Annotated in this window: 22 protein-coding genes; 17 read left to right on the top strand and 5 right to left on the bottom strand. The window is 66.7% G+C overall.

The window, feature by feature from the left end:
* Positions 1–2: 2 nt before the first annotated feature.
* From ACMZPQ_RS14315 to ACMZPQ_RS14290, 6 genes are all read left to right on the top strand, one after another.
* Positions 3–236 (top strand): hypothetical protein, encoded by a 234-nt coding sequence (locus ACMZPQ_RS14315; RefSeq protein ID WP_197581170.1) that lies wholly within the window; start codon positions 3–5, stop codon positions 234–236.
* Positions 237–437: 201 nt separating this feature from the next.
* Positions 438–1,019 carry a single-stranded DNA-binding protein gene (locus ACMZPQ_RS14310; RefSeq protein WP_197581167.1) on the top strand — a complete coding sequence of 194 codons (582 nt, stop codon included), beginning with the start codon at positions 438–440 and terminating at the stop codon, positions 1,017–1,019.
* Between the two features lie 200 nt (positions 1,020–1,219).
* On the top strand, positions 1,220–2,119 hold the full coding sequence (locus tag ACMZPQ_RS14305) for a TIM barrel protein (RefSeq protein ID WP_197581164.1): 900 nt from the start codon (positions 1,220–1,222) through the stop codon (positions 2,117–2,119).
* Positions 2,120–2,146: 27 nt separating this feature from the next.
* Positions 2,147–3,832, top strand: coding sequence for a GMC oxidoreductase (locus ACMZPQ_RS14300; RefSeq protein ID WP_197581162.1), 1,686 nt, complete (start codon positions 2,147–2,149; stop codon positions 3,830–3,832).
* The gene (locus tag ACMZPQ_RS14295) at positions 3,832–4,407 is read left to right on the top strand and encodes a gluconate 2-dehydrogenase subunit 3 family protein (RefSeq protein WP_197581159.1); all 576 of its coding nucleotides are present in this window, start codon (positions 3,832–3,834) and stop codon (positions 4,405–4,407) included. The genes ACMZPQ_RS14300 and ACMZPQ_RS14295 overlap by 1 nt, the downstream gene beginning before the upstream one ends.
* Before the next feature lie 14 nt (positions 4,408–4,421).
* Complete coding sequence (locus ACMZPQ_RS14290) at positions 4,422–5,165, top strand: 3-keto-disaccharide hydrolase (RefSeq protein ID WP_414486093.1); 744 nt, start codon at positions 4,422–4,424, stop codon at positions 5,163–5,165.
* Positions 5,166–5,195: 30 nt separating this feature from the next.
* Here the strand turns inward: ACMZPQ_RS14290 and ACMZPQ_RS14285 are convergent, their stop codons facing one another.
* The 5 genes from ACMZPQ_RS14285 to ACMZPQ_RS14265 are packed head-to-tail and all read right to left on the bottom strand — an operon-like array spanning position 5,196 to position 9,831.
* Positions 5,196–5,483, bottom strand: a complete 288-nt coding sequence (locus tag ACMZPQ_RS14285; RefSeq protein WP_414486094.1) for a c-type cytochrome — start codon at positions 5,481–5,483, stop codon at positions 5,196–5,198.
* A gap of 27 nt (positions 5,484–5,510) precedes the next feature.
* Complete coding sequence (locus tag ACMZPQ_RS14280) at positions 5,511–6,377, bottom strand: TIM barrel protein (RefSeq protein ID WP_197581153.1); 867 nt, start codon at positions 6,375–6,377, stop codon at positions 5,511–5,513.
* A gap of 19 nt (positions 6,378–6,396) precedes the next feature.
* Positions 6,397–7,521, bottom strand: coding sequence for a Gfo/Idh/MocA family oxidoreductase (locus ACMZPQ_RS14275; RefSeq protein ID WP_197581152.1), 1,125 nt, complete (start codon positions 7,519–7,521; stop codon positions 6,397–6,399).
* Between the two features lie 12 nt (positions 7,522–7,533).
* Positions 7,534–8,751: a nucleoside permease gene (locus ACMZPQ_RS14270; protein WP_197581149.1), complete on the bottom strand. Its 1,218-nt coding sequence runs from the start codon at positions 8,749–8,751 to the stop codon at positions 7,534–7,536.
* A gap of 27 nt (positions 8,752–8,778) precedes the next feature.
* Entirely contained in the window at positions 8,779–9,831 is a 1,053-nt protein-coding gene (locus ACMZPQ_RS14265) for a TIM barrel protein (RefSeq protein ID WP_197581146.1), read from the bottom strand.
* 95 nt (positions 9,832–9,926) lie between these two features.
* On the opposite strand from ACMZPQ_RS14265, the gene ACMZPQ_RS14260 reads away from it, so the two are divergent.
* The 11 genes from ACMZPQ_RS14260 to ACMZPQ_RS14210 all read left to right on the top strand — a co-directional run bounded on the left by ACMZPQ_RS14260 (position 9,927) and on the right by ACMZPQ_RS14210 (position 20,405).
* The gene (locus ACMZPQ_RS14260; RefSeq protein WP_197581143.1) at positions 9,927–10,934 is read left to right on the top strand and encodes a substrate-binding domain-containing protein; all 1,008 of its coding nucleotides are present in this window, start codon (positions 9,927–9,929) and stop codon (positions 10,932–10,934) included.
* A gap of 173 nt (positions 10,935–11,107) precedes the next feature.
* On the top strand, positions 11,108–12,175 hold the full coding sequence (locus ACMZPQ_RS14255) for a sensor domain-containing diguanylate cyclase (RefSeq protein ID WP_197581141.1): 1,068 nt from the start codon (positions 11,108–11,110) through the stop codon (positions 12,173–12,175).
* An 82-nt stretch (positions 12,176–12,257) separates the two neighbouring features.
* Positions 12,258–13,283, top strand: a complete 1,026-nt coding sequence (locus ACMZPQ_RS14250) for an AI-2E family transporter (protein ID WP_197581138.1) — start codon at positions 12,258–12,260, stop codon at positions 13,281–13,283.
* 142 nt (positions 13,284–13,425) lie between these two features.
* A complete protein-coding gene (locus tag ACMZPQ_RS14245) occupies positions 13,426–15,168 on the top strand; it encodes a GGDEF domain-containing protein (RefSeq protein ID WP_197581136.1) in 1,743 nt (580 codons plus the stop codon).
* 70 nt (positions 15,169–15,238) lie between these two features.
* The gene (locus ACMZPQ_RS14240; RefSeq protein ID WP_197581133.1) at positions 15,239–15,676 is read left to right on the top strand and encodes a hypothetical protein; all 438 of its coding nucleotides are present in this window, start codon (positions 15,239–15,241) and stop codon (positions 15,674–15,676) included.
* Between the two features lie 13 nt (positions 15,677–15,689).
* Positions 15,690–16,190: a GNAT family N-acetyltransferase gene (locus tag ACMZPQ_RS14235; protein WP_197581130.1), complete on the top strand. Its 501-nt coding sequence runs from the start codon at positions 15,690–15,692 to the stop codon at positions 16,188–16,190.
* Positions 16,191–16,477: 287 nt separating this feature from the next.
* A complete protein-coding gene (locus ACMZPQ_RS14230) occupies positions 16,478–16,945 on the top strand; it encodes a DUF2975 domain-containing protein (protein ID WP_197581205.1) in 468 nt (155 codons plus the stop codon).
* Positions 16,946–16,958: 13 nt separating this feature from the next.
* Positions 16,959–17,183 carry a helix-turn-helix domain-containing protein gene (locus tag ACMZPQ_RS14225; RefSeq protein WP_133934070.1) on the top strand — a complete coding sequence of 75 codons (225 nt, stop codon included), beginning with the start codon at positions 16,959–16,961 and terminating at the stop codon, positions 17,181–17,183.
* Positions 17,184–17,226: 43 nt separating this feature from the next.
* Positions 17,227–18,765, top strand: a complete 1,539-nt coding sequence (locus ACMZPQ_RS14220; protein WP_197581127.1) for a TerC family protein — start codon at positions 17,227–17,229, stop codon at positions 18,763–18,765.
* A 61-nt stretch (positions 18,766–18,826) separates the two neighbouring features.
* Positions 18,827–19,963 carry a metallophosphoesterase gene (locus ACMZPQ_RS14215; protein WP_197581124.1) on the top strand — a complete coding sequence of 379 codons (1,137 nt, stop codon included), beginning with the start codon at positions 18,827–18,829 and terminating at the stop codon, positions 19,961–19,963.
* Between the two features lie 31 nt (positions 19,964–19,994).
* Positions 19,995–20,405, top strand: a complete 411-nt coding sequence (locus tag ACMZPQ_RS14210) for a hypothetical protein (protein ID WP_197581121.1) — start codon at positions 19,995–19,997, stop codon at positions 20,403–20,405.
* Positions 20,406–20,440 lie beyond the last annotated feature (35 nt).

Genomic DNA, 20,440 nt, shown 5'->3' with positions numbered 1-20,440 from the left:
TGGTGGCCCGGGCGGCTGTCTACGTGGATTGCCGCGCATCAGCGCTGCAGGCCGGCGATCTGGCCCAGCCGCTGGCGGCCGGGCGCATCGGCCCGGACCACGTACGCGGTGACCTGTATGACCTGGTGGCGGCCCCGGGCAGACCCGATGCCAGCATCACCCTGTTCAAAAATGCCGGTAGCGCGCACCTGGACCTGATGGTCGCGGCCCGACTGCTGCAAAGGCACGGCCTGTAAGGGCTGCGGGCCCTTGGGAGGCGCGGGCGGAGGCAATCCCCGAGGTGTCTTGGGGGCAGTTTCCGACAGGGCTGGAGGAGCTGGGGATGGTAGACTGGACCGTTCTGGCATTCCCCAAATTCAACGGGGTGGCCCTGTCCTGCAGCCCGTCCACGGCTGTGATAGAACGGGGGCTGCCCTGTACAACGGACGAACACATCTATGGCGCGTGGCATCAACAAAGTCATCCTGGTCGGCAACCTCGGCAACGACCCGGACGTGAAGTACACCCAGGGCGGCATGGCGATCACCCGTATCAGCCTGGCCACCACCAGCGTCCGCAAGGACAAGGATGGCAACCAGCAGGAGCGCACCGAATGGCACCGCGTGGTGTTCTTCGGCAAGCTTGGCGAGATCGCTGGCGAGTACCTGCGCAAGGGCAGCTCGGTCTACGTCGAAGGCAGCCTGCGCTACGACAAGTACACCGGCCAGGACGGCGTGGAGAAGTACTCCACCGATATCATCGCCGATGAAATGCAGATGCTGGGCGGCCGCGGTGAAGGCGGTGGCGGTGGCGGTGGCGGTGGCAACTACGGCGGTGATCGCCCGCAGCGTCAGCAGGCGCCGCGCCAGGAGTACGGCGGCGGCGGTGGTGGCCAGCGTGGTGGCCAGGGCGGCGGCTATGGCAACCAGGGCGGCAACCAGGGCGGTGGCTATGGCAACCAGGGTGGCAACCAGCGCCCGCAGCCGCAGCAGTCGGCGCCGCCGATGGACGATTTCGCTGACGACGATATTCCGTTCTGATCGAAAGCCCGTCAGACGCAGAAAAGAAAGCCCCGCCATGCGGGGCTTTTCTTTTGCCGCGCGTTCTTCGGTGTTGTGCCGCGCAGCATCGATTTTCGTGCGCCGCAACTTGCAAACAGACAATTTCCTCCCCTATGGTGCAATCGATTGCATTGCAGTGAATCGTTGCGTTTGACACCGGTTGGGAGGCCGGAAGGTGGATGTCCATCCATTCGATCAGACCGGCCCCGGCGCGGGGGCTCACCCGGCGCGATGCGCTGCGTATTGCAGTTGCCGGAAGCGTGGCCTTGGCTACCACGGCGGGGGCATTGCCCGCATTCGCATCCACAGCGCCACTCAAAGGCCACCTGAAACACTCCGTCGCGCGCTGGACCTTCCCGCAGCTGTCGGTCGCCCAGCTCTGCGCGACGGTGAAGGACATCGGCTTCGCCGCCATCGATCTGGTCGGGCCGGAGGACTGGCCCACGTTGAAGGCCCATGACGTATACAGCTCGATGTGCAACGGCGCGGAGCTGGGCCTGACCAAGGGCTTCGCCGGCCGTGAGTTCCACGATGAACTGGTGGCACGCTACACGCGGCAGATCGACCTGGTCGCCGACGCCGGCTACCGCAATCTCATCTGCTTCTCCGGCAACCGCAACGGCATGGACCCGCAGCAAGGCATGGCCAACGCCGAAGCCGGGCTCAAGCGCATCCTCGGCCATGCCGAGAAGCGTGGCGTGGTGCTGGTGATGGAGCTGCTGAACTCCAGGGTGGACCATCGCGACTACCTGTGCGACCACTCTGCGTGGGGCGTGGAGCTGTGCCAGCGGCTGGGCTCGGATAACTTCGGCCTGCTGTACGACATCTACCACATGCAGATCATGGAGGGCGACATCATCGCCACCATTGGAAAACACCACGCCTGCTTCAAGCATTACCACACCGCAGGCGTGCCCGGCCGGAACGAGATCGGAGACCAGCAGGAGCTGCACTATCCGGCCATCTGTCGCGCGATCCGCGATACCGGCTTCAAGGGCTATCTGGCACAGGAATTCACACCTGTGGCGCCGGATCCCATCAACTCTCTGCGCGAGGCGATCCGCCTCTGCGACGTCTGAAACGATATCCACCCAGGTGAGAAACCCATGGCAGATAATCACTACGACGCCATCGTTGTTGGCTCGGGAATCAGTGGCGGTTGGGCGGCAAAGGAACTGACCGAAAAGGGCCTGAAGGTCCTGATGCTGGAACGTGGCCGCAACATCGAGCACGTCAAGGACTACGTCAACGCGATGAAGGAGGCGTGGGATTTTCCGCACCGCAACCGGCCAACGCAGGCGATGAAGGCCGATTTCCCGGTGCTGATGCGCGACTACGGCCTGGCCGAGAACCTGGAAGGAATGTGGGCCAACGAACAGGAGTCGCCCTACATCGAGACCAAGCGCTTCGACTGGTTCCGCGGCTACCACGTCGGCGGTCGCTCGCTGATGTGGGGGCGGCAGAGCTATCGCTTCTCCGACCTGGACTTCGAGGCGAACCTGAAGGACGGGATCGCCACCGACTGGCCGATCCGCTATGCCGACATCGCGCCGTGGTACGACCATGTGGAGAAGTTCGCCGGCATCGCCGGCACGCGCGAAGGCCTGGACGTGTTGCCGGATGGCGAGTTCCTGCCGCCGATTCCGTTGAACATCGTCGAGAAGGATGTGGCCGCGCGGATCAAGAAAGCCTTCGGCGGTACCCGCCACATGATCCATTCGCGCACCGCCAACATCACCCAGCCGATGCCTGAGCAGGGGCGCGTCAACTGCCAATACCGCAACAAATGCATCCTCGGCTGTCCGTTCGGCGCCTATTTCTCCACCCAGGCGGCGACGCTGCCGGCGGCGATGAAGACCGGCAACCTGACGTTGCGGCCGTTCTCGATCGTCAAGGAAGTGCTCTACGACAAGGACCGCAAGCGTGCGCGCGGTGTGGAGGTCATTGATGCCGAGACCGGCCAGACCTACCAGTACACGGCCAGAGTGATTTTCCTCAACGCGTCGTCGTTCAACTCGACGTGGCTGCTGATGAACTCGGCCACCGATGTATGGGACGGCGGGCTGGGCTCGTCTTCGGGCGAGCTGGGGCATAACGTGATGGACCACCACTTCGGCGCGGGTGCTTCCGGCCGCGTCGAGGGCTACGAAGACAAGTACTACTTCGGCCGTCGCCCCTGCGGTTTCTACATCCCGCGGTTCCGTAACGTTGCCGCCGACAAGCGCGGCTACCTGCGCGGATTCGGCTACCAGGGCGGTGCCAGCCGCACGGGCTGGTCGCGCGAGATCGCCGAGCTGAACATTGGTGCCGATCTGAAGGAGGCGCTGACCGTGCCGGGGGACTGGCGCATCGGCATGACCGGGTTCGGTGAGATGCTGCCGCACCACGACAATACGATCCGCCTGGACCGCGACCGCAAGGACAAGTGGGGGCTGCCGGTGCTGGCGATGGATGTCGCGATGCGCGACAACGAACTGGCGATGCGCAAGGACATGGCCGCCGATGCGGCCGAGATGCTGGAGGCGGCCGGGGTCAAGGACGTGAAGATGCATGACAACGACTACGCGCCGGGCAAGGGCATCCACGAAATGGGAACCGCACGCATGGGCCGTGATCGGAAAAGCTCGGTATTGAACCAGCACAACCAGGTGTGGGATGCACCCAACGTCTATGTCACCGACGGTGCCTGCATGACCTCCAGCGCCTGCGTGAATCCGTCGCTGACCTACATGGCGCTGACCGCCCGCGCCGCCGACCATGCGGTGCGCGAACTGAAAGCGGGGAACCTGTGATGGATCGCCGCGAACTGTTGAAGATGATCGTCGCTGCAACGGGTGCGGCCATGGTCGGCCTGCCGGCGTTGGTGCAGGGCAAGGCGCCGGCTGCCGGGGCGATGCCGGCGTTCTCCGACGCCGACATCGCCTTGCTGGACGAGATCGCCGAGACCATCCTGCCACGGACGAAAACACCGGGGGCGAAGGATGCCGCCACCGGAGCATTCATGGCGACCTTCGTGACCGACTGCTACACCGCCCGGCAGCAGGCGGCGTTCCGCACCGGCCTGGTGGCTGTCGAGAAGCGTGCCGGTGGTCGCTTCGCATCGCTCACGCCGCAGGCCCGCACCGAACTGCTGCGCGCGCTGGATGCGGAGGCAAAGGCTCACACGGTCGATGTGACCGAGACCGGTACTGCCGAGGAAGCCGAAGCGATGCCGCACTATTTCACGATGCTCAAGCAGTTGGCCATCTTCGGATTCTTCACCTCGAAGGTGGGCGCGACCGAAGTGCTGCACTACGTTGCCGTGCCAGGGCGCTACGACGGCGACCTGGCCTACACGCCCGGCACACCTGCGTGGGGGACCAGCTGATGGAGCGCTGCATGATGATCAAGCCGCTGCTGATTGCGGCCGGTGTGCTGGCCGCCGGTTCCGCGTGCGCACAGGAGGGCGCCGATCCTGCGCGCGATCCGAAGAAGACCGAAGTGTGGACGCCGGTACCTGCAACCGTGGCCACGCCGCCGGGCAAGGCACCGTCTGATGCGATCGTGCTGTTCGACGGCAAGGATGTCTCCGCCTGGGAGTCGGAGCAGGGTGGGCGCGTGCCCTGGACTGTCGCCGATGGCGCCATGACTGTCGTGCCGGGCAGCAAGGGCATTCGCACAAAGCAGCGCTTCTGCGATGTCCAGCTGCACGTGGAATGGCGCACCCCTGTCGAAACCAAGGGCTTCGACGGCCAGAACCGCGGCAACAGCGGTATCTTCCTGCAGGAGCTGTATGAGCTGCAGGTGCTGGACAGCTACAACAATCCGACCTATGCCAACGGCCAGGCCGGCTCGATCTACAAGCAGGCCATGCCGCTGGTGAATGCCTCGCGCGCGCCGGGCGAGTGGCAGGCCTACGACATCCTCTGGAAGGCGCCGCGCTTCTCGGCAGGCGGTGGGCTGGTGTCGCCCGCGCGCATCACGGTGCTGCACAACGGCGTGCTGGTGCAGGACGACACCTTGCTGGCAGGAAAGACCGAGTACATCGGCGCACCGTCGTACGCGCCGCATGCGTGTGCGCCGATCTACTTGCAGGAACACGATTCGAAGGTCAGCTACCGCAACATCTGGGTGCGCGAGCTGTAGTGGCATGCGGCCGGCGTAGTCGCCGGCCGCTTACTTCGCCAGGTAACTGGCGATGTCATCGATCTCCTGCTGCGACAGCTGGGAGAAGGGCGGCATCAATCCGCCGCCCTTGCTGATCTTTTCCTTGATCTGCGCCGGTGCCATGCGCTTGCCGATGTCGGTGAGTGCCGGGAAAGCGCCCGGCATGCCCGCACGATCGGCGCCGTGGCAGGCCACGCAGTTGGCGGTGTAGAGCTTTGCACCCGCAGCCGGGTCGTCCTTGCACCATGCGGTCGTCGCAAGCGTTGCGCCGCACGCCATCACCGCCAGTTTCAGCATCGTCTTCAAGCAGGGCTCCTTCGCCGGCTAGCGCTGTGCGCTGGCGGGCAGGTTGACGGTCAGGTGTTCACGCAGATAGTCCGCACCGGTCTGGATGACCTTGGCCGGATCGCGCGGTTGGTCGTGTTCGACGATGTACCAGTGCACGCCAGCGGCCGCTGCGGCCGGCAGGATCGCGTTCCAGTCCAGCACGCCCTGGCCGACCGCGGCGAATCCGCCCTCGTCTTCGGCCTGGCCCTTGGGGGCATTGTCCTTGGCGTGAACCGCGAAGACATGGCCGCGGAACTTGCCCAGCATCACCGCCGGGTCCAGGCCTGCACGTGCCACCCAGGCCAGGTCCAGCTCGGTCTGCAGGTCGGGACCGGCGGCGGCGAACATCAGTTCCAGTCCCGTCCTGCCGTTGAAGTCGACCAGCTCGAAGTCATGGTTGTGGTAGGCCAGGCGCATGCCCTTGGCCCGCACCTGTTTGGCGATGCGGCCCAGCTCCTTGCCCAGTGCAGTCCAGCCTGCGGCATCGGCCGGCCGATCCTTCTGGTCCAGGTAGGGCACCACCAGCGTGCTATTGCCGATCGCGCGGTTGAAGGTCACCACGCCATCCAGGTTGCTGCGCAGCTCGGCCAATGGCACGTGCGACGAAATCGCCCTGATCGAATAGCGGTCCAGCAGCTGCTTGAGTTCGGCCGCGCTGCTGTTCTGCGTGCCGACCGTTTCCACCGCATGCGCGCCCGCATCGTGGACGATCTTCAACTGCTGCTCGAGCGAGCCGGCGTTGCGCAGGGTGTACATCTGCACCGCAATCGGCTTCTGCGTGCCTGCGGCTTCGCCTGCGAAGGCGGGCAGGGCAGCGAGCAGCAGCAGGACGAGGCTTGCGGTTCTACGGACAGGGGTTTTCATCAAGAGATCCTCCCGGGTTTCAACCGATGGCGGTCCAGGCGCGCGTCCTGGCCGATGTAATGACGCTCTCGACGATCCGTGCCGAGCGCACGCCATCGTCGAAGGCAGGCAGCCCCTCGGGCCGTTCGCCGTCGATGGCGCGATAGGTGTCGGCGACAAAGGCCTCGAAGCACTGGGCGTAACCCTGTGCGTGCCCGGCCGGCAACACCGACAACCGGCGCTGTTCGGCACTGCCGGCGCCCGGCCCACGCACGAAGGTTTCTTCGCGCTGGTCGGGCCTCCCGATCCACAGCCGCTCGGCATCTTCCTGGTTGAACGCCACGCTGGCGCGGGCGCCATCGATCTCGAACCAGAGGCGATTGCGGCGTCCGGCAGAGACCTGGCTGACCGTCAGTGATGCCAGCGTGCCGTTGCCGGTGCGGAACATCGCCGCCGCCACGTCCTCGCTGCTGACCGCCTGCATCGCGCCACCGGCTTCCGGGGTGCTGAAACTCTGCGCGCCGGAGGCGCTGCGCTCGGCGATCACCGTGTCAAACGCCGCGCTGACCTCGGCGAAGCGTTCGCCACTGACCCATTCCACCAGGTCGCACCAGTGCGAGCCGATGTCGGCGAACACGCGCGAGGTGCCGCCCAGCGCCGGGTCCACGCGCCAGTTGTTGCTGGCCGGGTCCAGCAGCCAGTCCTGCAGGTAACTGCCATGGATGAGGTGCAGGGGCCCGATGTCGCCTGCGGCGATACGCGCGCGCGCCTCGCGCACCACCGGGTGGTAGCGGTAGACGAAGGGAACCGTGGCGACCAGCCCGCTCGAGCGGGCCAATGCGGCCAGTGCCTGCGCGTCGTCCAGCGTGGTTGCCAGCGGCTTCTCGCAGACCACATGCTTGCCGGCCCGCAGCACAGCTTCGGCCATGGGCCGGTGCAGGTGGTTGGGCGTGCAGACGTGCACGACCTGCACCTGCGGGTCGGCCACCACCTCCTCGATATCGCGATAGCCGCGCGGGACACCCCACGCCTGCGCTACATCGGCGGCGCGCTGCGCGGAAGACGCAGCCACGCCACGGATTTCGGCGCCGGCCAGCAGGGCGGCGCGACGGTGCACGGCCGCGATCATGCCGCTACCGATGATGGCGATTCCAGGTCTGGGCATCGGCTGCAGTCCTCAGGGCGTGGAAGGTGCGGCCGCAACCACCGGCCGGTCGCGGAACAGCAGCAGGAAGGCGATCAGCACGATGAGCGCGACGCCGGCCGGGAACAGCCAGATCTGCTGCCAGTCCGGCCCTGCGGCGGTGGTGTAGTGCTCCACCACCGCGCCGGACAGGAAGGTGCCGATCAGCATGCCCACGCCATAGGTGGCCAGGGTAATGAAGCCCTGCGCACTGCTGCGCGCGTCGGGGCCGGCATGGGCATCGGTATAGATCTGGCCGGTGACAAAGAAGAAGTCGTAGCAGATGCCATGCAGCACGATGCCGATCACCAGCAGCGAGAAGCCACTGCCGGCATCGCCAAAGGCGAACATGCCATAGCGCACCACCCAGGCCGCCATGCCCACCGCCAGCATCGTCTTGACCCCCAGCCGCACGAACAGGAACGGCATGGCCAGCATCAGCAGCACTTCCGAAACCTGGCCCAGCGACTGCAGGCCCGCAGCGCCGCGCACGCCCAGATCGTTGAGATAGGGGTTGGTGAAGTTGTAGTAGAACGAGAGCGGGATGCAGATGGCGATCGAGGCCAGGAAGAACACCAGGTAGGAGCGCGACTTCAGCAGCCGCAGCGAATCCAGCCCGAGGATCTGCCCCAGCCCGGCATCGCGCTGCCGGGCCAGCGGTGGCGTGTGCGGCAGGGTGAAGGCATACAGGCCGAGCAGCAGCGATGCCAGCGCGGCCATCTGGAAGGTCAGTTCGAGCCGGTGCGCCTGTTCCCAGCCCAGCCAGCCGATCAGCACGCCGGCCACGATCCAGCCAACGCTGCCGGCCACGCGAACCAAAGGAAACTGCTTTTCAGGCGACTGCATGTGCCGCATCGCCACGCTGTTGGCCAGCGCCAGCGTCGGCATGAACAGCAGCATGTAGCCCATCACGCAGGCGGAGAATGTGGTGAAGTCCGTCGCGGTGGACGCCAGCCACAGCAGCACTGCGCCGGCCAGGTGCAGGACCGCGAGGATGCGCTGCGCCGCGAAGTAGCGGTCGGCGATCAGGCCGACCAGGAAGGGCGCGACGATGGCACCGATCGACTGGCTGAGGAAAGCCGTCGCGACCTGGCTCGCGCTGGCCTGCAACGGACCCTGTACCAAGTACGTGCCCAGGGTGACGAACCACGCTCCCCAGATGAAGAACTGCAGAAACATCATCGCGCCCAAGCGCGACATGGCGTGCGTCATGGCTTGCCCTCCCGGGGCGGTAATGGCTCAGATTCCCAGCATGCGGTGCAGTGAAGTGGCGTCGGTGCCGCTGTCGGCGAAATCATCGAAGGCGCGTTCGGTCACGCGGATGATGTGATCGCGGATGAAGGCCGCGCCTTCGCGTGCGCCATCCTCGGGGTGTTTCAGGCAGCACTCCCACTCCAGCACCGCCCAGCCCGGGAAATCGTACTGGGCGAACTTCGAGAAGATCGACTTGAAGTCGATCTGGCCGTCGCCGAGCGAACGGAACCGCCCCGGACGATCGATCCAGTCCTGGTAGCCGCCATACACGCCACTGCGGGCGCTGGCGCGGTACTCGGCATCCTTGACGTGGAAGATGCCGATACGGTCGTGATAGCGGTCGATGAAGCCCAGGTAGTCCATCTGCTGCAGCAGCAGGTGGCTGGGGTCGTACAGGATCTTCGCGCGCCGGTGGTGGTCGACCACATCGAGGAAGCGCTCGAAAGTGGCGCCGTCGTGCAGGTCCTCGCCGGGGTGGATCTCGAAGCACAGGTCCACGCCGCAGGCGTCGAATGCATCCAGGATCGGGCGCCAGCGACGGCCGAGTTCGGCGAAGGCTTCTTCCACCAGGCCGGGCGGGCGCTGCGGCCAGGGATAGAAGTACGGCCAGGCCAGCGCGCCGGAGAAGGTGGCATGTGCGGTCAGCCCGAGGTGCTGGCTGGCCTTGGCGGCCAGCATCAGCTGATCGACGGCCCAGGCCTGGCGGGCGGCGGGGTTGCCGCGCACAGCAGGCGGTGCAAAACCGTCAAAGAGGCTGTCATAGGCAGGGTGGACGGCGACCAGCTGCCCCTGCAGATGCGTGGACAGTTCGGTGATCTGCACGCCATGCCCGGCCAGCATGCCGGCGATGTCATCGCAGTACGCCTGGCTGCGTGCGGCCTGGGCCAGGTCGAACAGGTAGGGCGCGGTGGTGGGTACTTGTACGCCAGAATAGCCCAGACCCGCGGCCCATCCGGCCAGCGTGTCCAGCCGATCAAAAGGAGCTGTGTCGCCGATGAACTGCGCCAGGAACAGCGCCGGACCCTTGAGCGTCTTCAACGTGATTCGCCCTCGATGCAATCGATTGCATTATCCTAGCAGGGGCTCACGCAGGACCTGTTGTGCACTGCACAGCGGACAGGAGAACTAACGCCATGGCCACCATCTACGACATTGCAAAGCATGTGGGCGTTTCCGCCGGCACGGTGTCGCGCGCGCTTTCGCGGCCAGACAAGGTGCTGCCGGCCACCCGTACGCGCATCGAACAGGCCGCCGCCGCGCTGGGCTACGTCCCCAATACGGTCGCGCGGACGTTGAAGACCCAGCGCAGCGGCAAGATCCTGGTGACCGTGCCGGATATCGCCAACCCGTTCTTCGCGCAGATCCTGCAGGGCGCCGAGGATGCCGCGCAGGCGGTCGGCTATGCGGTGCTGCTGGGTGATACCCAGGACCAACCCGATCGCGAGGAGCGCTACGCGCAGATGCTCCGGCGCAACGAGGCCGACGGCATGATCGTGCTTGGCCATCGCCTGCCACCGACCGCGCGCGACATTGTCCAGCAGAGGGGCGCGGCCGCGCCGGTGGTCAACGGATGCGAATTCGACCCCGCGCTGGGCCTGCCCAGCGTGCACATCGACAATGCCGCCGCTGCGCGCGCGGTCATGGAGCACCTGTACGCCCTGGGCCATGAACGGATCGCGGTAGTCGGCGGGCCACCCGACAATCCCCTGCACCAGCAGCGTCTGGAAGGGGTGCGGGCCGCCGGCAAGGCGCGCGGCCGCCTGCGCCAGCTGAGCGTGGTGCCGGGTGATTTTTCCGTTGAATCCGGGCATGCGGCGGCGGCAGCGCTGCTGGCCGCCGAGCCGGCACCGACTGCGATCTTCTGTTTCAGTGACCAGATGGCGCTGGGCACCCTGGCCGCCTGCAGGGAGCTGGGCGTCAGCGTGCCGGACCAACTGTCCGTCGTCGGCTTCGACGATCTGGCGTCCTCCCGTTACCTCACGCCGCCGTTGACGACCATCCGCCAGCCGATGCGGGAGATTGGTGAGCGTGCAGTCAACCTGCTGCTCGCCATTATCGAGCAGGTCGATGTGCCGCGTCAGCAGACGCTGGAGTTCAGCTTGATGGTGCGGGGGTCGACCGCTGCACCCCGGTGCGGATGAACGCAGGACAGGGCAGTGGGACCGGGGCAGCCGGCCCGCACGATGTGCCGCAGCCTTGATCCCGAATTGACGCAAAGCTGTCAGACTCATCGCAGACAGCGCGGCAAGGGCCGAGGTGGAGTGCCGAGGTGGAGTGCTGAAGTGGAACGTGCGATCGCGCAAGGGGGTCGGCAATGCCGTTCTTGACTGACTCGACCGAGGTCGCGGTCGAAGGCATCGGCGCGGCACGGCGCATCGGCTGGATGCGCTTCGTGGGCAATGGCCTGGGTGCGGTGCCGATCGCCTCGATCATTCTCGAGCGCCAGGACGGTGCGCTGGCCTGGACCCTGTTGCTGCTCAATGCGCTGGCCTGGCCCACGCTCGCGCTGCTGCTGACCCATCGCTCCCGGCAGCCTGCGGTCGTCCAGTTCCGCTGCATGGTGGTCGATTCGTTCTTCGGCGGTGGCTGGATCGCCTTCATGGCGCTGAGCGCCGTGCCCAGTGCACTGTTCGCGGCGTTGCTGGTGGCCGACAAGATCGCTGCCGGTGGCGTGCGCCTGGCGATGCGCGCCTCGCTGGCGCTGCTGCTGGGCTTCGCGCTCAGCTGGTGGGCGCTCGGTTTCCCTTACCAGCCGGTGAGTTCGCAGCGCACGATCGTGCTGAGTGTCCCGTTCCTGTTCGTCTACGGTATCGGTCTGAGCATCCTCAGCTGGCAGCTGGCGCGCCGGGTCAAGTCGCAGAACCGCCAACTGCAGCGGTTGAGCCGGATGGATCCACTGGTCGAGCTCGCCAACCGCGGCTTCCTGATCCTGCGTGCGCAGCAGGCGCTGGACAAGGCGCAGGGGCAGGGCGGTTTTGCCTGCTTGCTGATGCTGGACGTAGATGATTTCAAGCACATCAATGACTCGCATGGCCATCGCGCCGGCGACGAAGTCCTGCGGCACATCGCCTCGACCCTGCGCGCGTTTGCCCGGCCCGGTGATACCCCGGCCCGCCTCGGCGGCGACGAGTTCGTGGTGCTGCTGCACGACTGCGCGCCGGTGGATGCGATGCATGTGGCCGAGCGGGTGCGCCTGCACCTGCTCGAGGCTGCCCGCCAGGCCACCCCGGGCGTGGAGTTCAGCGTCAGCATCGGCATTGCCGCGACGCCGCGCGGCGGCAGCGTGGAAGACTGGCTGGCGCAGGCCGACCGGGCGCTGTACCACGCCAAGCGGCAGGGCAAGAACAACGCCAGTTACGGCGAACACGACGCTGACCAATGACGGCGTAACGGCCGTTCATCCGGCACGCGGAATCGTCGCCACCAATCCTCTACCATGGGCCACCCCGCCCGGACGTGCCCCCATGCAAGACGCCCTTGTTGTCCAGTCCAAACCCCCCGTTCCGAGGATCGCGGCCTGGTTGATGATGCTGCTGGGCATGTGGCTGGCGCTCAAGCTGGGCCTGGTGGTGACCCTGCTGTCGGGCCTGCTGGTGTTCCAGCTGACCCACGTGCTGGCCTCCACCGTGGAAGGCAGGCTGCCGCCCGGACGGGCACGGGCCATCGCGGTGATCCTGCTGTCGGCGGTGATCATCAGTGCGCTGGTGATGGCTGGCATCGGCGTGGCCTCGTTCTTCCGCACCGAGACCGGTGGGCCGGATGCACTGCTGGGGCACCTGATGGACATCCTCAACAGCTCACGCCATCAGGTGCCGGCACTGTTGCAGCCGTATATCCCCGAGGACATGCCGGCGTTGCGCACGGCGCTGAACGACTGGGTTGCCGAGCACCAGCGACAGCTGGGCGTGGCCGGTACCTCGGCGGTGCAGGTGGGGGTACGGGTGCTGATCGGCATGGTGCTGGGCGCGATGATCGCGCTGTATGACGAATTGCCGCTGCCGAAGATGGGGCCGCTGGCGCAGGAGCTGATCGGCCGCACCAGCCGACTCGCCACTGCGTTCCGCCAGGTAGTGTTCGCGCAGGTGAAGATCTCGCTGCTCAACACCGTGTTCACCGCGATCTTCCTGCTCGGCGTGCTGCCGCTGTTCGGTGTGCACCTGCCACTGTCGAAGACGCTGGTGCTGATCACCTTCATCGCCGGCCTGCTGCCGGTGGTGGGCAACATCATTTCCAACACCATCATCACCATCGTCGCGCTGTCGGTCTCGTTCTACGTGGCGGTGGCGGCGCTGCTGTACCTGATCGTCATCCACAAGCTGGAATACTTCCTCAACGCGCGCATCGTCGGCGGCGAGATCCAGGCCCGTGCCTGGGAGCTGCTGCTGGCCATGCTGGTGATGGAGGCGGCGTTCGGCCTGCCCGGCCTGGTGGCAGCGCCGGTTTTCTATGCCTACGTGAAGCGCGAACTGGTGGACCAGCGCTGGATCTGATCGGCATGCAGGGACGGGCATGGCGATCTTGTCGGCGCGTTCGCGGCCGCTCCGCTATACCCGCGGTAACGGTGGGTGCCGTGCGGGCGTGGCGCGGCGGGAGCCTGCTTTTACTGTGATCCGCACGTCAGGGGAAATGTGCATGGCCGGCAACGTTTCGCCCATCGGGTTGCGGACCTGGGTCTGGATCCTGACCGGGCTGTTCGTGGTCTGCACCTTGCCCTTGATGGCCATCGCCCTGGTGCAGGGCACGCAGCGCTACACCGCTGCCGAGGCCAACCTGTCCAGCCTGCGCCAGATGCGGCAGTCCTTCGAGCTGGCCAACCTGGTCTCGGCCGAGCGCGGCCCCGCCAACAGCCTGCTGGGCGCAGACCCGCGCGATGACGCCGAACATGCACGGCTGACCGCGCAGCTGGCGGTGGCACGCACGCGGGTGGATACCGCGATGCTGAAGCTGGAGACGACGTTCAGGACCGATCCTGGCATGTCAGCCGAGCAGGGTCTGCTGGCCGATGCGCAGCGCCGCCTGCAGTCGGCGCGTGCTGCGGTCGACCGGGTCGCGGCGCAGCCACGCGGCACGCGCCAGGTGCAGGAGGTCGAGCGCGCGATCAACAGCATGTTCGCCGTGGTCGATCGGCTGCACCTGCTGACCTCGGCGCAGATCAATAGGCTGGTCAGTGCCGACCGAGAAGCGGCCATCCCGGCCATGCAGGGCCAGGTGCTGATCGACCTGCGCGAGCATGGGGGCCGCCTGGCCTCGAACGTGATGGGGCCGGTGGCGGTTCCCGGCGCGTGGCGCGATGAGCAGGTGCGTGCGGCGCTGCAGACCGAAGGCCGCCTGCTGGAATTGTGGCGATTGGCTGGCAGCCATGAATCGGTGTTCCGCAGCGACCCAGCACTCTCCTGGCATTGGGACATGGCGCGACGGCAGTTCTTCGGTGAATCGTTGCCGATGATCGAGCAGCTGATCGACGGCGGGCGGCGCGGCACACCGCCGCCCTGGACCGCCGCGGAGTTCACCGAGCGCTACGTGCCGACACTGCAGTCGCTGGAGGCGTTGCGCGATGGTTACCTGAGCGTGTCCATCGCCCGTTTTGAAGGCACCCGCAACCGCGAGGCGACGCGGCTGGTGGTGCTGGTGGCGACGGCGCTGGGCACGCTGCTGGTGCTGGGCGTGGTGCTGCGCATCGCCCACCTGCAGATCCTGCGGCCGTTGATGCAGGCGCAGAAGCAGGTGATCCAGATCGCTTCGGAGGCGCCCGGGCCGGAGCAGCACGTCTCCCATCCGCTGGCCGAGATGCAGCGCCTGTTCGATGCGATCGAAGTGCTGCGCGAGAAGTCGCGCGAGCGCTCGGCGTTGACCAGCGAGCTGCGCCAGCTGGCCGGCACGGATGAACTGACCGGGCTGTTGAACCGCCGCGCACTGGAAGAAAGGGTGCAGCAGCGGCATGCCGAAGGGGGCGACGGTGCCGTGGTGATCCTGCTGGACGTGGACCGCTTCAAGGCGATCAATGATGGTCATGGCCACGATGCCGGTGACGCGGTGCTGGTGCAGGTGGCGCGCCTGCTGCAGCGCCACCTGCGGCGCAGTGACAGCATCGCCCGTTACGGTGGCGAGGAATTCCTGGTGCTGTTGGCCGACGGCGATCTGGCCGGTGGCCGCCAGCTGGCCGAGTCACTGCGGCTGGCGCTGCAGCAGCTGGATATCGTGGTGGCCGGTGGTACCGTGCTGCGGGTGACTGCAAGCTTCGGCGTGGCCGCAGGCGGCACCGACGCACTGGGCTGGCGCACGCTGCTGCGTGCCGCCGATGCGGCGATGTACCAGGCCAAGGCGCAGGGCCGCGACCGTGTGCGGGTGGCCGGTGCGGGGCGAACCACGCGTTGACCGGCATCGTTCATCGCCGGCGCACGTGGCGCGCCCTACACTGGCGGCCCGATCGCTGCTGGAGCCCGACATGACCGTGCGTCCCCTCGCCATCGCCGCGTTGCTGGCGGGCCTGCTGGCCGGCTGTACCACTCCCGCATCGAAGACCACGGCCGATGAATCGCGCCCTCCCGCGATCGCGGCCGGCATGAGCCCGGTGCCGGCGTTCACTGGGGGCGGGGCAGGCTGGCGCATCGAGATCGCTTCGACCGGCAAGGGCAACCACGATGCCAGCCTCAGCGCCGACGGCCGTACCCACACCGGCACGCTGCGCTACCTTGGGCAGCCGGCCGATGCACCCAGTACGCTGATCGTGCTCAATGGTGAACTGGGCAAACAGCCGGCTGTTGTCGAGATCAAGCGCGAGTCCTGCCGCAATGCCGAAGGCGTCGATACCCTGGCCAGCGTGCAGGTGACGATGGAAGGGCAGCCGCAGCGACGCGGCTGCGGCCACCTGGCAGTGTATTGAGCCGACCCGCAGCATGCTCGATATCCCCACCCTGCATACCGCGCGCCTGCGCCTGCGCCCGCAACGGCTGGATGATTTCGCTGTCTATGCCGAATTCCTGGCGTCGCCGCGTGCGCGCGGGATGGGCGGCCCGTTCGGCGAGGTGGCCGCGTGGGGCCAGTTCTGCCACGACCTCGCCAGCTGGCACCTGTTCGGCCACGGTGCGCTGATGATCGAGCGCAGCGATACCGGCATGTGCATCGGCCAGGTCGGCATCAACCATGGCCCATTGTTCCCGGAAAAGGAGCTGGGCTGGCTGCTGTATGACGGGCATGAAGGGCAGGGCTTCGCCAGCGAAGCGGCCGGGGCACTGCGTGACTGGGCCTTCGTGGTGGCACAGCTGTCGACCCTGGTCAGCTACATGGCACCGGACAACCTGGCCTCGCAGGCGGTTGCGCAGCGCCTTGGCGGCGTGCTGGATGAGCACGCCGTGCGCAGCGATGCGGAGGATCTGGTGTACCGCTACACCCGCTGACCATCGCTGTTGCCGCGCCGACGATGGCGCCTCTTCCGCTTGCCGCGATGCTCCCGATCCCTGCGTCCGTTCCTTGACAGCAAGGCATACCCCGCGCCCGCAGCGTTGATCCCGCCTGCGATTCATCCTTTCACACCGGATGTGATATATCGTTTATCGATAAATTCACCCCGGGGCGGCGAAGCCACCCCAATGCCGGAGGCCGCTTGACCGCTCGTCCCGCCCGCGCCACTCCTGCGCGAGGCCTGTTTACCCTGGCCCTGGCTGCCGTACAGGCCGTCCGGGCGATGTGCTGGCTGGGCATCCTGGCCGCACTGCTGGCCGTTCCCCTGGTTGCCCACGACCGCCGCTGGCTGTTGGACAGCGTCCACGATGCCGCTGCGGCCGCCGCGCATGGCAACGATCTGTTCCTGCATTTCTGCCTGGGGCTGGGCGCCATTGTCGTGCTGCTGGTGCTGTGCCTGGTGTTCCTGCGCCATCTGCTGCGGCTGCTGCAATCGGCGGCGCGCGAGCGGCCGTTCACCCACGCCAACGCACAGCGCCTGCAGCGCATGGCGTGGCTGATGCTGGCGATGGAGCTGCTGTCGATCCTGATCGGTGCCTATGCGGCCTGGATGGGCCCGGACTTCACCTGGATGGAAGTTGGCGGTGGCATGTCGATCACCGGCCTGGTCGCGGTGCTGATGCTGTTCGTGCTGGCGCGCGTGTTTGCGGTGGGCGCGGCGATGCGCGATGACCTGGACGGTGTGATCTGATGGGCGTGCACTGATGGCGATCGTCATCACCCTCGACCGCATCCTGCAGGAGCGCGGCATGACTCTGTCCGAGCTGGCCGGGCGCATCGACATCACCCTGGCCAACCTGTCGATCCTGAAGACCGGCAAGGCACGCGCCATCCGCTTTTCCACCCTCGATGCGATCTGCCGCGAGCTGCAGTGCACGCCCGGTGACCTGCTCGGGCATGACCCGGCGCAAGCGCAGGACGCGGATTGAGTGGCTGCTTTCTTCCCTTACCTACTGACGAGACGGAACTGAAATGGAATGGTTGGCTGACCCCTCGATATGGATGGGCCTTGCAACCCTGGTCGTGCTGGAGATCGTGCTCGGCATCGACAACCTGGTGTTCATCGCGATCCTGGCCGACAAACTGCCGCCACACCAGCGCGACCGCGCGCGGGTGATTGGCCTGGCACTGGCCCTGCTGATGCGGCTGGTGCTGCTGGCGGCGCTGGCCTGGATCATGAAACTGACCGAGCCGCTGGTCACCTTGTTCGACCACAGCTTCTCCGGCCGTGACCTGATCCTGCTGGGCGGCGGCCTGTTCCTGCTGTTCAAGGGCACGATGGAGCTGCACGAGCGGCTGGAGGGCCGTGAACATCACGAGGACGGCAAGAAGGTCTATGCCAGCTTCGCGATGGTGGTGGCGCAGATCGTGGTGCTCGACGCGGTGTTCTCGCTGGACTCGGTGATCACCGCGGTCGGCATGGTGGACAACCTGGGCGTGATGTATGCCGCGGTGACCATCGCGATGGCGCTGATGCTGGTGGCCAGCAAGCCGCTGACCCGTTTCGTCAACAAGCATCCCACGGTGGTGGTGCTGTGCCTGGGCTTCCTGCTGATGATCGGTTTCAGCCTCGTGGCTGAGGGCCTGGGCTACAAGATCCCGAAGGGCTATCTGTACGCTGCCATTGCGTTCTCGATCCTGGTCGAAGCGTTCAACCAGTGGGTGCGCTTCAACCGCGAGCGCAACGAGCGACGCCAGCCGTTCCGCCAGCGCACCGCCGACGCCGTGCTGCGCATGCTGGGGGCGCGTCCGGCCAACGGACACGACGACGAAAGCGAGGACGCACACGCCGATGCCGAAGAACGGCTGCAGCCGGCCGAGCACGAAATGATCCGCAGCGTGCTGGGGCTGGCCGATCGCCCGGTGTCGAGCGTGATGACCGTGCGTGCCGACGTGCAGTGGATCGACCTGGCTCGCGGGCAGGATGATGTCGTGGCGCGCCTGGTGGCATCGCCGCACACACGCCTGCTGGTCGGCGACGGCGATCTGGACAGCCTGCGCGGCGTGGTGCAGAGCCGCGACCTGCTGGCCGACCTGCTGCAGGGCAAGCCGCTGCAGCTGGAAGGCAACCTGCGCGAGCCGCAGTACGTGCTGTCCAGTGCCAGTGCGTTGCAGGCGCTGGAACTGATCCGCCAGCACCCGGTGCCGCTGGCGGTGGCGGTGGACGAGTACGGCAGCGTGGAAGGCCTGGTGACGGCCAACGACCTGCTGGCGGCGATCGCCGGCGACCTGGTCGATACCCAGGACGAACGCTATGGCGTGATCGCCCAGGGCGAAGACCAGTGGGAAGCCGATGGCGCGCTCACCCTGGATGACCTGCAGCGCCTGGCCGGTGTATCGCTGCCGCGCAGTGCCGACTACATGACCATCTCCGGCCTGGTGCTGGAGCAGCTGGGGCGCCTGCCGGACGTCGGTGACGCAGTGGAGATTGCCGGCGTGCGTGTCACCGTGCTGGCAATGGAGAAGCGCCGTATCGCCCGCTTGCGGGTGGAGCGCCTGCCCGGGGCGTGATGCTGCCTCTACCCAATGGCACGCGGGCCGGTCACCATGGCGGGCCCGCTTTTCTTCCTGGATGGTTGCAGTGCTGAGTACGATCGGTTTGTTGATGGGCCTGTACGTGGCCTGGCGCCTGTTCTGGCCGCTGCGCCTGCCCACCGCATTGAAGGTCGTGCTGTCGCTGCTGCTGGTGGCTGTGGCGGTGCAGCTGCGCATCGTCGCCACGTTCTGGGGCACGATGGCCTCGCCGGAAATCCCGAAGCTGGCCATCGCCACGCTGGCCACCGGCTCCACGGCGGTGCTGCTGCTTGCGCTGGTGATGCTGGTGCTGGATGCAGGACTGCTGCTGTCGCGCCTGCTCCGCCGGCCGCGCGCGGTATCTGCATTGCGCGCCCCCAGGCTGCGTCCTGTGGCCGCTCTGCTGGCCGTGCTGGTCAGCGGCTATGGCGTCAGCCAGGGCATGGCGGTGCCCAAGCCCCGGCAGATCGACGTGGCGATCAAGGATCTGCCGGCCGCCTTCGACGGCTATCGCGTACTGCAGCTGACCGACATCCACGCCAGCCGCCTGCTGACCGGCGACTGGGTGCGCAGGGTGGTGGCCGAGAGCAATGCACTGAAGCCGGACCTGATCGTGATCACCGGCGACCTGATCGATGGCAGCGTCGAGGCCCGCCGCGACGACGCGCGCCCGCTGGCCGACCTGCGTGCGCCGGACGGTGTCATTGCGATCACCGGCAACCACGAGTACTACGCGCAGTACCAGGACTGGATGCAGGCGTTCCGCGCGCTGCACATGCAGGTGCTGGAGAACAGCCACCTGCAGGTGCGTCGTGGTGAGGCGGCGTTGACCATCGCCGGTGTCACCGATCCGGTGGCGGCACGCTATGGACTGCCGCTGCCGGATCTGGACGCGGCGCTGGCCGGTGCCGACCCGTCCGCGCCGGTGATCCTGCTCGATCATCGTCCGCACAATGCGCGCCAGGCCGCCGCACGCGGCGTCACGCTGCAGCTGTCCGGGCATACCCACGGCGGCCAGATCATCGGCATGGACCAACTGGTGAAACGCGCCAATGGCGGCTATGTCTCCGGCCGCTACGAGGTGGAGGGCATGACCCTGTACGTGAGCAACGGGGCCGGCCTGTGGTCCGGGTTCCCGGCGCGCATCGGCGTGCCGTCCGAGATCACCCTGGTGACATTGCGCCGCGCGCGGTGATGCTGCGCACGCCTTCATGGAGGAAGGAGCCATGGCGCATCCCCGCGCCCCGATGGAACGCCTGATCCGCGCCAATGCCGATGAGATCAACCGGCTTCGCCAGGTGATTCGCGATACCGCAGGTACGCGTTGGCGCGGGCCGGAGCAGCGGGCGTTGCACGCTGCGGCCTGTGCCGAGTATCAACTGCGCTACGATCAGCTTGCCTTTCCGGGCGGCTTTGACCAGGCGTTGAAACTGCTGGCCGGGCATGATCCCAGCACGCTGGATGTAGCGCTTACCTTCCTCGAAGTGCGGCCTTACTTCTTCCGGTCCGGCTACATGTGGAAAACATTGTTGAAGCGTGCGCAGCGGGTGCCGATGGGCGTGAAGCAGCAGGCGCGGATGCAGGGAATCCTCGATGCCTATGGCGCTTACCGGGCAGGACGCCTGCACTCCCGGTAGCTCCACGCCATCCAGGGATATCGCCCCGCATCCAG

Source organism: Stenotrophomonas maltophilia (genome assembly GCF_047497515.2).
Taxonomy (GTDB): Bacteria; Pseudomonadota; Gammaproteobacteria; order Xanthomonadales; family Xanthomonadaceae; genus Stenotrophomonas.
The sequence above is the reverse complement of the archived record's forward strand: the minus strand, read 5'-3'. Positions and strand labels throughout refer to the sequence as shown.